This window comes from Microbacterium sp. NRRL B-14842 (assembly GCF_050470785.1).
Genome location: NZ_JBFLUM010000001.1, coordinates 1,566,866 through 1,580,520 on the forward strand (window position 1 = coordinate 1,566,866; position 13,655 = coordinate 1,580,520).

12 protein-coding genes and 1 tRNA gene are annotated in these 13,655 nt (G+C 70.4%); 8 read left to right on the top strand and 5 right to left on the bottom strand.

Annotated elements, in window-relative coordinates; all coding sequences use genetic code 11:
• Positions 1 to 60: 60 nt before the first annotated feature.
• Together leuD and leuC are read right to left on the bottom strand one after the other, a co-directional pair.
• Positions 61 to 681: a 3-isopropylmalate dehydratase small subunit gene (gene leuD, locus AB1285_RS07875; RefSeq protein WP_025103309.1), complete on the bottom strand. Its 621-nt coding sequence runs from the start codon at positions 679 to 681 to the stop codon at positions 61 to 63.
• A 2-nt stretch (positions 682 to 683) separates the two neighbouring features.
• Positions 684 to 2,120 (bottom strand): 3-isopropylmalate dehydratase large subunit, encoded by a 1,437-nt coding sequence (gene leuC / locus AB1285_RS07880; protein ID WP_292795516.1) that lies wholly within the window; start codon positions 2,118 to 2,120, stop codon positions 684 to 686.
• 187 nt (positions 2,121 to 2,307) lie between these two features.
• On the opposite strand from leuC, the gene AB1285_RS07885 reads away from it, so the two are divergent.
• Both AB1285_RS07885 and AB1285_RS07890 read left to right on the top strand, forming a co-directional pair.
• On the top strand, positions 2,308 to 3,603 hold the full coding sequence (locus AB1285_RS07885) for an O-acetylhomoserine aminocarboxypropyltransferase/cysteine synthase family protein (protein ID WP_292795513.1): 1,296 nt from the start codon (positions 2,308 to 2,310) through the stop codon (positions 3,601 to 3,603).
• The gene (locus AB1285_RS07890) at positions 3,600 to 4,913 is read left to right on the top strand and encodes an LLM class flavin-dependent oxidoreductase (protein WP_370429113.1); all 1,314 of its coding nucleotides are present in this window, start codon (positions 3,600 to 3,602) and stop codon (positions 4,911 to 4,913) included. The genes AB1285_RS07885 and AB1285_RS07890 overlap by 4 nt, the downstream gene beginning before the upstream one ends.
• A 16-nt stretch (positions 4,914 to 4,929) precedes the next feature.
• Here the strand turns inward: AB1285_RS07890 and AB1285_RS07895 are convergent, their stop codons facing one another.
• Positions 4,930 to 5,937, bottom strand: coding sequence for a TerC/Alx family metal homeostasis membrane protein (locus AB1285_RS07895; protein ID WP_187663952.1), 1,008 nt, complete (start codon positions 5,935 to 5,937; stop codon positions 4,930 to 4,932).
• A 266-nt stretch (positions 5,938 to 6,203) separates the two neighbouring features.
• Here AB1285_RS07895 and AB1285_RS07900 point away from each other — a divergent pair, with 266 nt between their 5' ends.
• The 4 genes from AB1285_RS07900 (at position 6,204) to AB1285_RS07915 (ending at position 9,700) form a co-directional block, all read left to right on the top strand.
• Positions 6,204 to 6,761: an RNA polymerase sigma factor gene (locus tag AB1285_RS07900; RefSeq protein ID WP_292795491.1), complete on the top strand. Its 558-nt coding sequence runs from the start codon at positions 6,204 to 6,206 to the stop codon at positions 6,759 to 6,761.
• Positions 6,758 to 7,846, top strand: coding sequence for a DUF4349 domain-containing protein (locus AB1285_RS07905; RefSeq protein WP_292795489.1), 1,089 nt, complete (start codon positions 6,758 to 6,760; stop codon positions 7,844 to 7,846). The genes AB1285_RS07900 and AB1285_RS07905 overlap by 4 nt, the downstream gene beginning before the upstream one ends.
• Positions 7,847 to 7,910: 64 nt before the next feature.
• Positions 7,911 to 8,459 (top strand): helix-turn-helix domain-containing protein, encoded by a 549-nt coding sequence (locus AB1285_RS07910; protein WP_268776389.1) that lies wholly within the window; start codon positions 7,911 to 7,913, stop codon positions 8,457 to 8,459.
• On the top strand, positions 8,459 to 9,700 hold the full coding sequence (locus AB1285_RS07915; RefSeq protein ID WP_292795484.1) for an MFS transporter: 1,242 nt from the start codon (positions 8,459 to 8,461) through the stop codon (positions 9,698 to 9,700). Before AB1285_RS07910 ends, AB1285_RS07915 begins: the two co-directional genes overlap by 1 nt.
• A gap of 61 nt (positions 9,701 to 9,761) precedes the next feature.
• Here the strand turns inward: AB1285_RS07915 and AB1285_RS07920 are convergent.
• Positions 9,762 to 9,834 (bottom strand) — tRNA-Glu (locus AB1285_RS07920).
• Between the two features lie 151 nt (positions 9,835 to 9,985).
• Here AB1285_RS07920 and AB1285_RS07925 point away from each other — a divergent pair.
• Entirely contained in the window at positions 9,986 to 10,624 is a 639-nt protein-coding gene (locus tag AB1285_RS07925) for an MBL fold metallo-hydrolase (RefSeq protein WP_187663947.1), read from the top strand.
• Positions 10,621 to 11,151, top strand: coding sequence for a GNAT family N-acetyltransferase (locus AB1285_RS07930; RefSeq protein WP_292795479.1), 531 nt, complete (start codon positions 10,621 to 10,623; stop codon positions 11,149 to 11,151). Before AB1285_RS07925 ends, AB1285_RS07930 begins: the two co-directional genes overlap by 4 nt.
• Here AB1285_RS07930 and pepN read toward each other — a convergent pair.
• Positions 11,148 to 13,631 carry an aminopeptidase N gene (gene pepN, locus AB1285_RS07935; protein WP_370429114.1) on the bottom strand — a complete coding sequence of 828 codons (2,484 nt, stop codon included), beginning with the start codon at positions 13,629 to 13,631 and terminating at the stop codon, positions 11,148 to 11,150. The two genes, AB1285_RS07930 and pepN, sit on opposite strands and share 4 nt — an antisense overlap.
• Between the last annotated feature and the right edge of the window lie 24 nt (positions 13,632 to 13,655).

A 13,655-nucleotide genomic window follows, 5' to 3' on the forward strand; every position in this document is an offset into this window, starting at 1 on the left:
CGGGGCCTCACTTCATTCATCGGGGGCGGGGTTACCCCTGGCTCCCCCGCCCCCTCCGTCTCACTGGACGGGGAGGGTCCGCGGCCGCCACGACTCGCGACGGGCCTCGAACTGCGCGATCTTGTCTTCGTTGCGCAGCGTGAGCCCGATGTCATCGAGCCCTTCGAGGAGCCGCCATCTAGTGTAATCGTCGATCCCGATGTCGGCCTGGAAGCGGGCCTCCGCGCCTCCGGTGGGGTCGCCGATGGCGGCGGTGCGCGCCTCGAGGTCGACCGTCATGCGCGCGCCGGGATCGGCGTCCATGATCGCCCAGAACCGCTCCAGATCCGCCTCGGAGATGGTCGCCGCGAGGAGGCCCTGCTTGCCCGCGTTGCCGCGGAAGATGTCGGCGAACCTCGGGCTCAGCACGACCTTGAAGCCGAAGTCGCGAAGGGCCCAGACGGCGTGCTCACGGCTGGAACCGGTACCGAAGTCCGGCCCGGCGACGAGGACGGAGGCCCCCTGATACGGCGCCTGGTTGAGCACGAACTCCGGGTCCTGCCGCCAGCCGTGGAACAGCGCGTCCTCGAAGCCCGTCTTGGTGACGCGCTTGAGGAACACCGCGGGGATGATCTGGTCGGTGTCGACGTTCGACCGCTTCAGCGGCGCGGCGATCCCCGTGTGGGTGGTGAACTTCTCCATGGTCAGGCCTCCAGATCGCTCGGGCTGGACAGGGTGCCGCGGATGGCGGTCGCCGCCGCGACGAGCGGCGACACGAGGTGCGTGCGGCCGCCCTTGCCCTGGCGCCCTTCGAAGTTGCGGTTCGAGGTGGAGGCGCAGCGCTCCCCCGGGGCGAGCTGATCGGGGTTCATGCCCAGACACATCGAGCATCCTGCGAAGCGCCACTCCGCCCCGAAGTCCTTGATGACCTGATCCAGGCCCTCGGCCTCGGCCTCCAGTCGCACGCGGGCTGAACCGGGGACGACCATCACCCGGACGCCGTCGGCCTTCTTCTTGCCCTGGATGATGGAGGCGAAGGCCCGGAGGTCCTCGATGCGGCTGTTCGTGCACGAGCCCATGAACACCGCGTCGACCGGCACCTCCTTCAGGGGCGTGCCCGGCGTCAGGTCCATGTACTCCAGCGCCCGCTCGGCGGCGGCCCGCTCGTTCGGGTCGGCGATCTCCGCCGGGTTCGGCACCGAGGCGGAGAGCGAGCTGCCCTGGCCGGGGTTCGTCCCCCACGTCACGAACGGCTCCAGCTCGTCGGCGTCGATGAAGACCTCGGCATCGAAGGTCGCGCCCTCGTCGGTCGGCAGCGCGCGCCAGTAGGCGACCGCGTCGTCCCAGTCCTGGCCCTTCGGCGCGTGTGGACGCCCCTCGAGGTAGGCGAACGTCGTCTCGTCCGGAGCCACCATGCCGGCGCGGGCCCCCGCCTCGATCGACATGTTGCAGATCGTCATGCGGCCCTCCATGGAGAGCGCGCGGATCGCGCTGCCGCGGTACTCGAGCACGTAGCCCTGACCGCCGCCGGTGCCGATCTTGGCGATCACGGCGAGGATGATGTCCTTCGCCGTGACGCCGGGACGCAGCGTGCCCTCGACGTTGATGGCCATCGTCTTGAACGGCTTCAGCGGCAGCGTCTGGGTCGCCATGACGTGCTCGACCTCGCTGGTGCCGATGCCGAACGCCATCGCGCCGAACGCGCCGTGCGTGGACGTGTGCGAGTCGCCGCAGACCACGGTGATCCCGGGCATGGTGAGGCCGAGCTGCGGGCCGACGACGTGGACGATCCCCTGCTCCGCGTCCCCCAGGGAGTGCAGACGCACGCCGAACTCGGCGGCGTTGCGGCGCAGCGTCTCGATCTGCGTGCGGCTGGTCAGGTCGGCGATGGGCTTGTCGATCTCCCACGTCGGCGTGTTGTGGTCCTCCGTGGCGATGGTCAGGTCGAGCCGGCGGAGCGGCCGCCCCTCGCTGCGGAGGCCGTCGAAGGCCTGCGGGCTGGTGACCTCGTGCACGAGGTGCAGGTCGATGTAGATGAGGTCGGGCTGGCCGTCCTCGCCCTTGACGACGAGGTGGTCGTCCCAGACCTTCTCGGCGAGCGTCCTGGGGCGTGCGGAATCCGCACCGGCGGTGGTGGTCATGGCGTGTCTCCTGTGGATGGCGGTTCGGCCCACGATGGACTCCGCGACGAGGAGGGGCTCAGATCGAGGTCTCGCCGCGGCCGCTAAGAAGGAGCACGGTCCGCATGACGTCAGGTTACCACCGCTCGGACACGCCGAGACACGCCGTGACACTCTGTTGCTCACCCGACCGACCGAGAGGCCCCGCATGACCGTCGACACCGCCCGCTTCGCCACCCGCGCCGTCCACGCCGCGAGAGGCCGGGCCGCTGCCGCCTCCCGCGTGACGCCGATCTACCTGACGGCCGGTTTCGAGTTCGACGACTTCGATCACGCCGCCGACCACTTCGGTACCGGCACCGGATTCGGGTACACGCGCACCGGCAACCCCACGGTGCACGCGGTGGAGCGGCAGCTCGCGAGCCTGGAGTCCGGTGCCGACGCCGTGCTCGTGGCCAGCGGACAGGCCGCGGTGACGACCGCCCTGCTCTCGGTCGTGGGGGCGGGCGATCACATCGTGTCCTCGACCCACATCTACGAGGGCACCCGCGGGCTGTTCCTGGACAACCTCGCCAGACTCGGCATCGAGACGACGTTCGTGGACGACATCGCGGACCCGGATGCCTGGCGCGACGCCGTGCGCCCGACGACCAGGGCGCTGTTCGCGGAATCGCTCGCGAACGCGCGGAACGACATCCTCGACGTCGCGGCGGTGAGCGCGGTGGCCGACGAGATCGCCGTTCCGCTGATCGTCGACAACACCCTGGCCACCCCGGCTCTCCTCCGGCCGCTGGAGCACGGCGCGGCCATCGTGGTGCACTCGGCGTCGAAGTTCCTCGCGGGTCAGGGCGCGGTTCTCGGCGGCGTGGTGATCGATGACGGCCGATTCGATGCCGACCGCGCCGGGCACAACGCCCCGCACCTCGTGCTGCCGGGACGGGGCGGCGCCCCGAGCGTCTTCGCCCGGCACGGCGGCCGCGCGCGCATCGGGTACGCCAGAGAGTCGGTGGCTCCGCGGTTCGGTGCCTCGCCCTCGCCCCTCAACGCGTTTCTGATCGGCCAGGGCACCGAGACGCTCGGCCTGCGCGTGGAGCGGCAGTCGCAGAACGCCCTCGCCGTCGCACGCTGGCTCGCCGCGCATGACGCCGTGGAGAGCGTGGACTACGTCGGCCTGCCCACGCACCCGCACCACGAGACCGCGGTGCGTTACCTCGACGGCGGCTTCGGTTCGATCTTCACCTTCACGTTGCGCGGGGGTCTCCCCGCGGCCCGTCGCTTCGTGGAGGAGGTGTCCGTCTTCACGCACATGACCCACATCGGCGACGTGCGGTCGCTCGTGCTGCACCCGGGCACCACCAGCCATGCGCAGCGCACCGACGAGGATCGCCGGATCCTCGGTGTGGGCCCCGGCACCCTCCGACTGTCGATCGGCATCGAGGACGTGGACGACCTGATCGGCGATCTGGTGCGGGTGCTCGAGAGCGTCCGGGAGACGGTGGCATGAGCCGCCTGCAGCACTTCGGGTGGTTCCTCGCCCGGGGCTTCGGCCCTCAGGGGTGGGGCTATCCATCCCTGGACTGGGACTACGACTGGACACGACCGGAGATCTACCAGGAGGCCGCGCGCACCCTCGAGCAGGCCGGATTCGACCTCGTGATCGTCGAGGACAGCCCCTCCCTCGGCTCAGCGGACACGATCGATCTGCGCGTGCGTCACGCGTTCGGCGGCCCGAAGCACGATCCCCTGCTGCTCGCGCCGTACCTCTTCCAGGCGACCCGTCACCTCGGGGTCGTGCCGACCGTGAATCCGGCGGCCTCGCTGCCGTACACGTCGGCGCGCCAGTTCGCGACGCTGCAGCATCTGAGCGGGCACCGGCTCGGCCTCAACGTGGTCACCGACACCGGCAGCGCCCGTCACTTCTCCGCGGCCCCGCAGCTCGGCCACGACGAGGCGTACGACCGTGCCGAGGAATGGCTCGCCGGCATCCGCGCGCTCTGGCGGAGCTGGGACGAGGGCGCCCTGGTCGCCGACCCCGCGTCCGGCGTCTATGCGGACGGCACCCGCATGCGCCCGGTGCAGCACCGCGGGGCGCACTACGACTTCGACGGCCCCTTGAACGCCCTGCCCTTCACGGACGGGGAGCCGACCATCGTCTCCCCCGGCGGCTCGGGGCGCGGCCTGGCGTTCGCGGGTGCCAACTCGGACGTCCAGCTCGCGCTCGCACCGCTGCACGAGAAGGCGGTACGGGAGTATCGGCAGCGCGTGCACGACGCCGCGATCGCCCGGGGACGCCGTGCCGAGGACGTCAAGATCCTCTTCGCGATCCAGCCCGTGATCACGGCGTCCGCCGAGGAGGCCGACCGGATCGTGGCCGCCTCCGCACGCCCGGACGACGCCGCACTCGCGCAGATCGCCCGGAAGCAGTCGAGTGATCTGGAAACCGATCTCACGGCCCTCGATCTGGACCGTCCCCTCGACCCTTCGGTCTTCGGAGCCCATGTCTCCCGCGGGAGCATCCAGCGGCTGATCGGCGACCGCGGAGAGGATGCCCCGCTCCGCGCGCATCTCACCGCACTCGCCCGCACCGGCCGGCTGCACGACCGCAGCGGTTTCGTGGGCACCGCAGAGGAGTTCGCCGATCTCGTCGAGGAGCTCGGTGAGTGGGGCAACGACGGCGTGCTGCTCTGGGGCGACTTCCACCCCGTGACCCTGCACCGCACGCTCGACGAGCTGGTGCCGATCCTCCGCCGCCGCGGGCTGCTCCGGCGCGAGTACGCGGACGGCGGCCTGCAGGCCAACCTGCAGTCGTTCTGACCCGCTCCGCGCGGACTCAGTCTCCGACGTGAGCGACGCGCTTCTCCGCTCGCTTCTCCCTGGACGACGCGATCAGGCTCGCGATCGTCGCGACCGTCATCGACACGAGGATCACGCCGAGCGACACCATGTTGTCGATGTCGGGCACCCACTCCACGTGCTCGCCGCCGTTGATGAACGGGAGCTCGTTGACGTGCAGCGCGTGCAGGATCAGCTTGATGCCGATGAACCCGAGGATGACGGCGATGCCGTAGTGCAGGTAGCGGAGGCGGTCCAGGAGGTCGCCGAGGAGGAAGTAGAGCTGGCGCAGCCCCATGAGGGCGAAGATGTTCGCGGCGAAGACGAGGAAGCCGTTCGTCGTGATCTCGAAGATCGCGGGGATCGAGTCGATCGCGAAGATGAGGTCCGTGACGCCGATCGTGATGAACACGATGATCATCGGCGTCCACATGCGCGTCCCGTCGACGGTCGTGCGGATCTTCGAGCCGTCGTAGGTCTCGCTGATGTCGATCCGACGGCGGAGCAGCCGGACGATGAAGTTCTCGCGCTTGACGTCGTCCTCGTGCTCGCCCTCCGGCATCGCCTGCCGGATGGCGGTGTAGACGAGGAAGGCGCCGAACAGGTAGAAGATCGGCGAGAAGTTCTCGATGATCGTCACGCCCACGAGGATGAAGAGCCCGCGCAGGACTAGCGCGATGATGATCCCGACCATCAGCACCTGCTGCTGCAGACGTCGCGGCACCGCGAACTGCGCCATGATCAGCACGAAGACGAACAGGTTGTCGACGGAGAGGCTGTACTCCAGCGCCCACCCGGTGATGAAGTCCCCGGCGTTCTGCCATCCGCCCACATTGCCCAGCAGCACCGCGAAGAGCAGCGCGAGGCCCACGTAGAACACGACCCACAGCGTCGACTCCTTGGTGGAGGGGATGTGCGGGCGCAGCCGGATGAGGAGCAGGTCGCCGATCAGGATGATCGTGAGGACGACCATCGACGTGATCTCGAACCAGACGGGGATGTCCACGGGCGCTGTGCACCTTTCGCGAGGGGTCGGGAATGAGTCGAAAGTCTCTCCCCCGCAGATGTGCGGCGCGCGCCCGGAGCAGCGGTGTCGATGCTCGTGATGACGTTACGCGCGGATTCGGGATACTCCCTCTCGCCCGGGCCATGCTACCGGAGGTGGGAGCCGCGCGGACGAGGAAGTCCCCACCCGCTGCGGATCCGATGCCGTGCTGAGACGATGGGTCATCCGCCGACACTCTCGAGGGAGAGACACCGAACGGAACAAGGATGCCCGCGCAGACGAGTGACCAGCGATGGGCCGCCCAGGCGGCGGCCGGCGATCAGAGCGCCTTCCGCGCGCTGTACCGCGCCCACGTGCGCCCCGTGTACTGGATCGCCCACGGGATCCTGGGCTCCCCCGCCGACGCGGAGGACGTGGCGCAGGAGACCTTCGTGGTCGCCTGGCGGAAGCTTCCGGATCTGGAGCTGCAGGGAGAGTCGATCCTCCCCTGGCTCGCGACGATCTGCCGCTTCCAGTCCGCGAACCGGCTGCGCCAGCGCCGTCGCGACCAGGCGCACACGACGGACGCGGCGGACGATCAGCTCCCGGACGTCGTCAGCGTCGAGGAGCACGTGATCACGGCGGCGCTCGCCGCGAGGATCGCCGCGGAGGTGGGCACCCTGAGCGAGCTCGACCGGGAGATCTTCCGGCTGTGCGCGTCCGAGGGCTACGCGTACCAGGCCGCCGCAGACGAGCTCGGCGTGACGCACGCCGTCGTCCGGAACCGTCTCTCACGCGTGCGCACCCAGCTGCGCGGCGCCGTCAAGGAAGTGAGGGACGCATGAACCACCAGACCCCGCAGGAGAGCCTCCCGCCGCTGTCGGACGCGACCGTCGCCCGGATCGAGGAGGCCGTCTTCACCGAGATCCGCAGCGAGCGGCGCCCGCTGTCTCCGCGAACCGAACGCGCCCGGAACCGTCGACGCCGATGGCTCACCGCCGGAGGGATCGCGGCGGCCTTCGTCGTCGGGGTCCTGGTGACCCCGCCGATCCTCGGCGCCGTCGGAGGCGGCGGCTCGTCCGTATCCACAGCGGACGGCACCGCGGGCTGGTCGACCGACGAGGCGGGCTCGGCCGTGCCGGACCGCGCCGTCGAAGGGGCGACCCTTCCCGGCACCGTCGGATCGGACGCCGCGGCGTCTGCCGAGGACGCCCGTGACATCGTCGCCACCGCCCAGGCGTCGGTGCAGGTGCGGGACGTCGCCGACGCCGCATCCGCCATCGGCGATCTCGCCGTCGAGCACGGCGGCTACGTCGAGAGCACCGAGGTCGGCCGAGCGGTCTCGTCGGATGCCCCCGCCGAAGCGGCTCCCGCGGATTCCGGGTACGGCTGGATCACGATCCGCATCCCCGCCGACGATCTGACCACGGTGATCGCCGCCCTCGGCGACACCGGTGAGGTGTTGTCGTCCTCCGTCACGAAGCAGGACGTCACCGCCACGGCGATCGACCTCCGCGCCCGCGTGGAGTCGACCCGTGCGTCGGTGCAGCGGCTCACGGAACTCATGGGGCAGTCGGGCACTGTCGCCGATCTCATCGAGGCCGAAGTCGCGCTCACCGATCGCCAGGCGCAGCTCGAGTCGTACGAACAGCAGCTCGCCGCGCTGGAGGACCAGGTGGCCCTGTCGTCGCTCACCGTGGAGCTGTCCCGCAGCGGCACCACGGCGTCGGCAGACCCCGCCGGCTTCGGCGACGGTCTGCTGGCCGGGTGGAACGGGCTCGTGGTCTCACTCAACGCCCTGGTGATCGCGGTCGGCTTCCTCCTCCCCTGGCTCGCGGTGGTCGCTGTCGTCGTGCTGGTCGTCTGGCTCGTCCGCCGCAGCCGCCGGCGCCGGAAAGCGGCGTCCGCTTCGCCTCGCACGGAGGAATAGCGCGCAGTTCCGGGGTATACAAGAAGTCTTGTGCGTCTCCGCACCGCTGCATAGCCTTCGGGGCGTGGAAGACATCTCCGTGATCACCGCCGTGCACCATCCGCTGCGGCGCCGCATCTACGACTATCTGCTGCTGTACGGCACCTCGCAGGTGACCGCCCTCGCCCGTGCGCTCGACAGCCAGGTCGGCAGCATCAGCCATCACCTCAGGATGCTCGAGCGGGCCGGGATCGTCGAGCGTGCTGCCGATCCGACCGGCGACCGGCGCACGAGCTGGTGGACCGTCGCCCGGCGCGGCCTCACCTGGTCGGTGGAGGACTTCGTCGACTCCCCCGCCGATGCCCTTCTCGCCCGGGAAGCACAGCGGCAGGGCATCCGCATGCAGATCGACCGCCTCCAGCGCTGGCACCGACGCCGAGGGGAGCCCGCCGTCGCGGCCTACGACGCCTCCAACACGGAGACCACCGCGTGGGCGACCCCGGAGGAACTGCGCGACCTCTCCGCGCGCGTGCTGGACGTGGTGCGGGACTGGCAGGCCTCGATCGACGAAGGCGACGGCCAGGCGCGCACGCCCGTCTTCTTCTTCGCCCACGCGTTCCCCACGGAGCCGTGATGACCGCGCTCACCCCGCCCCTCGAGCTCACCAGTCCTCCTTCGTTCCGGCGTGACCGGATGGTGCACGCGTGGATCGGCGTGAAGGCTCTGTCCGACGCCGGCGACGCCGTGTGGACGATCGCGTTGGCGTGGACGGCCGTGCAGATCGCCTCCCCCGCCGTCGCCGGACTCATCGTCGCCGCCGGCACGGTTCCGCGCGCGATGGTGCTGCTCTTCGGCGGGGTCATCGCGGATCGCGCCGACGCCCGCCGGGTGATGATCGTCTGCAATGCGGTGCGTGTGGGGGTGCTCGTCGCTGCCGCCGTGCATACGGTCTCGCATGCGCCCACCGTGCCCGTCCTGCTCGCCGCCGCCGTGGCGTTCGGGGTGTGCGACGCTTTCTACGAACCCTCCGCCGGCACCATCGGGCGACAGCTGGTACGCACCGACGATCTCCCCTCCTACGCGGCCGTCATCCAGACGGCGTCGCGCCTCGGCACGATGGGGGGCGCCGCACTGGGCGGCCTGCTCGTCGCCCAAGCCGGTCTCGCGGGGAGCGCATCCGCGAACGCGGTGACCTTCGCCCTGGTCGTCGGGTTCCTGGCGATCGTCCTGCGCCCGCGGTTCCGGCTCGCCCGGGCCCCGCGCACCTCGTCCCTGCGCGCGATCGGCGCGGCGTTCGCCCACCTCGGAGCGAACCCCACGACGCGCACTCTCGTCATCGCCCTCTCCGGACTCAATCTCGCCGTGGGCCCCGCCATCGGCATCGGCCTGGCTCTGCGGGCGCACGACGAGGGTTGGGGGGCTCCCGCGGTCGGCCTCTTCGAGGGCCTCCTCGGCCTCGGCGCCGCTGTGGGGGCTGCCGCGGTCGCGAGATGGCGGCCGCGCCACGAGGCGCGGAGAGGGTTCGGCGCGCTCCTCGTCCAGGGAGCGGGAATCGTCGCGCTCGGGTTCGGCCCCGTCTGGACCGTGGCCGTCGCCGCCACCGTCGTCGGCGCCACCGCGGGCTACGCCTCCGTGCTGCTGAGCGCGACCTTCGCCGCGACGGTGGACACCGCCTTCCTCGGTCGGATGGGGTCCCTCACCCGGCTCGGCGACGACTGCCTGATGCCGCTCGCGATGGCGGGCTTCGGCGCGCTCGCGACCGTCACCGCCGTCTGGGTGCCGTTCGTCGTGGCCGGTGGTGCGATGACGGCGCTCATGCTCGTGCCGCTCCGGGCTCGCGCGTTCCGGACCCTGTCGCTGCGCGCGGATGACTGACGCGCACGCCCGGGAACGGCGAAAGCCCCCCGGGGAACCGGAGGGCTTTCGTCGTGTTGTGTGACCCCAGCGGGATTCGAACCCGCGTTACCGCCGTGAGAGGGCGGCGTACTAGGCCGCTATACGATGGGGCCGTCTTGCGGAACTTTTCCGTTCCGCGACAACCGTTCAAGTATGCCACGGCGATTCTCACTGCGCCAAATCGAGGCCAGTCCACCCGAGATCCCGGGCGTGGCGCGCCGATTTCCGTTTGCCGCAGACCCCGGGAAGGAGTTGACTCGTCTCATGCGCGTCACCAAGTTCGAACATGCCACCCTCCGCCTGGACCAGAACGACGACACCCTCCTGATCGATCCGGGATCCTTCACAGCCCCGCTGCACGACCTCAGCGGACTGGTCGCCATCGTGCTCACGCACGAGCACCCCGACCACTGGACGCCGGAGCACCTCGACCGGATCCTCCGCGCGGCCCCCGGGACCCCGATCTTCGGGCCGGAGGGCGTGGCGAAGGCGGCGGAGGGCTACGAGGTCACGGTCGTCTCCCCCGGCGACACCGTGGAGGTCGGCGCCTTCACTCTGCGCTTCTTCGGTGGCACGCACGCAGTGATCCACTCCTCGATCCCGACGATCGACAACGTGGGCGTGCTCGTCAACGACACGTTCTACTACCCCGGCGACTCGTATGCGGTACCGGAAGGCGTCGAGGTCGGCACCCTCGCCGCGCCGCTCGGAGCCCCGTGGCTCAAGATCGGGGACGCCATCGACTACGTCCTGGCCGTGAAGCCCCGACGGGCGTTCGGCACGCACGACATGACCCTGTCCGTGATCGGCAAGAACATGCACCGGCAGCGGCTGCAGTGGGCGACCGAGCAGGGCGGCGGCGAGTTCCTCGTGCTCGAGCCCGGCGACACCATCGATCTGTGAGCGGACCACGCCGCCTCCTGCCCGCCCCGACCCCGCGACTCGCCTTCCGGGAGATGATCGCGGACGATCTCGACGACATGGCGGCGCTCCTGGGTGATCCGGAGGTCATGGCGTACTACCCCGCGCCCAAGTCGCGAGCGGAAGCCGCCGAGTGGATCGCGCGGATGCAGCAGCGCTACCGCGAGGACGGCCACGGTCTCTGGATCGTCGAGACGCACGACGGCGATTTCCTCGGCGACTGCGGCCTCACCTGGCAGTCGGTGAACGGCGCTCCCGTGCTCGAAGTCGGCTACCACGTCCGCGCCGATCGCCAGCGCCGAGGCTATGCCACCGAGGCCGCACGCGCCTGTGTCGACCTCGTCGCGCGGACCTTCGCTCCCGCGCTCCTCACCGCCATCATCCACCCCGCGAACGAGGCGTCCCGCGGTGTGGCGGAGAAGCTCGGCATGACCCACATCGATGACGATCGCGCCCATCCGTGGATCGTGCGCACGGTGATGGGCATGACCGTGGAGGCCGCGACCTAGCCCTGAGCGCCACGCACCCGCAGGTCACGCGCGAGGTGGTCGCGCTGCTCGATGAGGAGTCGTCGCAGCGCCGCCGGGGCCTCGGGGCTGGCCGACAGCCAGGAATCGACGAGATCCAGCGACGAACGGGCGGGGAACAGCCCGATCACCAGCCGACGAGCGATCTCGATGCTCCGGTCCGTCCACGCGGTCCCGATCCGCGCGAAGTACTCCTCGTCGTAGGACTCGATGAGGTCACGGCGGCCGCCGGCGCGGAAGCCGCCGATCTCGGCATCGAGATGGTCGTTCGTCAGCGACTGGTCTTCCCACGCGGCGGTCCAGGCGGCCCCGCGTACCGCCGCGTCGGGGACGGAGGCGCGGGCGCGGCGGGCGGCGGTGCGTCCGTCGCCGGTGTCGTCCCTCTCCTCCTCGGCCGCGATGTCCGAGGCGTCGGCGTGACCGGTCGTGACGAGGGCTGTGAGGAGCTGCCAGCGCAGATCGGGATCCACGACGAGGCCCTCCGGCACGTCGCCGTCGAGCAGGGCCCGGACCTCCGCGTGGTGGACGTCATCGAACGCCGAGGCGGCTGCCAGCGCACGCGCCCAGGAGAGCTGGGCGTCGCTGCCGGCGTCCGCCTGCTGCAGTGCCGCCCACGTCGTCTCGGTCCAGGCGCGCTGCTCCGCGGCGCGTCGGTCATCGGGGACGAAGTGCCGCAGCGCGAACGCGGCGTCGAGGAGGGCCGCAGCCAGCAGACCGCCGTTCGACTCCCGCGGTGCGTGCGCGCGCACGATCGCGACGAAACGGGCGGCATCGAGCTCGCCGTCCCGGGTGGCGTTCCACAACGACGACCACACGAGCGCCCGGGCGAGCGGGTCCTCGATGTCCGAGAGGGATTCCTCGACGGTGCGGAGCGACCACTCGTCCAGGCGCGCCTTCGCGTAGGTGAGGTCGTCGTCGTTGAGCAGCACGAGATCGGCCTCGGGGAGCTCGATCTCGACCCGCTCCCCGATCAGGTCCAGCTCCCGCTGCTCCCGACGCACGATCCGGTCGTCCACGCGGTCGTACAGTCCGATCCGCAGGCGGTGCGGACGGACGTCGTCCTGGACGAGGTGCTGTGCGCCGTCGGCGTCGGTCTCCACCCAGATGGTCGAGACGCCCGTCGTCTGCAGCCAGGCGCCCGCCCAATCGGTCATGTCCCTGCCGGACACCGCGCTGAGCTCGACGAGGAAGTCGTCGAGGGTGGTGTTGCCGAACGCGTTGGCCGCGAAGTACCGCCGGGCGCCTTCGAAGAACGCCTCGTCGCCCACGAACGCGACGAGCTGCTTCAGCACCGAGGCGCCCTTGGCGTAGGTGATGCCGTCGAAGTTCAGCTTCGCGGCCTCCAGGTCGGGGATGTCGGCGACGATGGGGTGCGTCGTCGGCAGCTGGTCCTGCTGATAGGCCCAGGCCTTGCGCCGCATGGCGAACGTCACCCACGCGTCGTGGAACCGGGTGGCCACCGCCGAGGCGTGCGATCCCATGTAGTCGGCGAAGGACTCCTTGAGCCAGAGGTCGTCCCACCACGTCATCGTGACGAGGTCGCCGAACCACATGTGCGCCATCTCGTGCAGGATCGTGTTGGCCCTGCCTGCCCGCTGCGCCTCGGTGGCAGCACCACGCGAGAGGTAGCCTTCCGTGAAGGTGACCAGGCCGGGGTTCTCCATCGCGCCGAGGTTGTACTCGGGGACGAAGATCTGGTCGTACTTGCCCCACGGGTAGGGATAGGCGAAGGCGTCGGTGAAGAAGTCGAGCCCCTGCCGGGTGACCTCGAGGATCTCGTCGGCCTCGAGGTGCTCGACGAGCGAGCGGCGGACGAGCACGCCGAGGGCCACTCGCTGCTCCTCTCTGGTCCACTTCCCGTCGACACGGGCGTACGGGCCGGCCGCGACCGCCGTGATGTAGCTCGAGATCGGCAGCGTGGGGGCGAACTGCACGCGCTGGACGCCGACGCCGAGGTCGACGTGGGCCGGCGACTGGTTCGAGAGCACCTCCCACCCGGACGGCGCGTCGATGACGAAGGTGTACTCCGCCTTCATGTCCGGCTGCTCGAAGCAGGCCATCACGCGACGGGAGTCCGCGGGCTCGTACTGCGTGTAGAGGTAGGTGCGGTCGTCAGCCGGGTCGTGGAACCGGTGCAGGCCCTCCCCCGACCGGCTGTAGGCGCCGACCGCTTCGATGCGCACGACGTTCGACGCCGCGAGGTCGTCGATCGTGAGGCGCGCCCCGTCGTAGACGACGTCCCGCTCCTCCCCGTTCACCTCGACGCGCCGGACCTCCTCGCCGATGAAGTCCAGCCACGTGCTCTGGACCGCCGCATCGAACTCCAGGACCGTCGTCGTCGGGAAGCCCGTGCGCGCCCGCTCCGGGGCTCCGGTCAGGTCCAGCTCGACGCGGATGCGGTGCAGGGTGATCGCGGAGGATCGCGCCGCGGTCTCCTCACGGGTCAGGTTCGCGGTGTGCATCCCTCCATCCTGGCATCTTCCCGA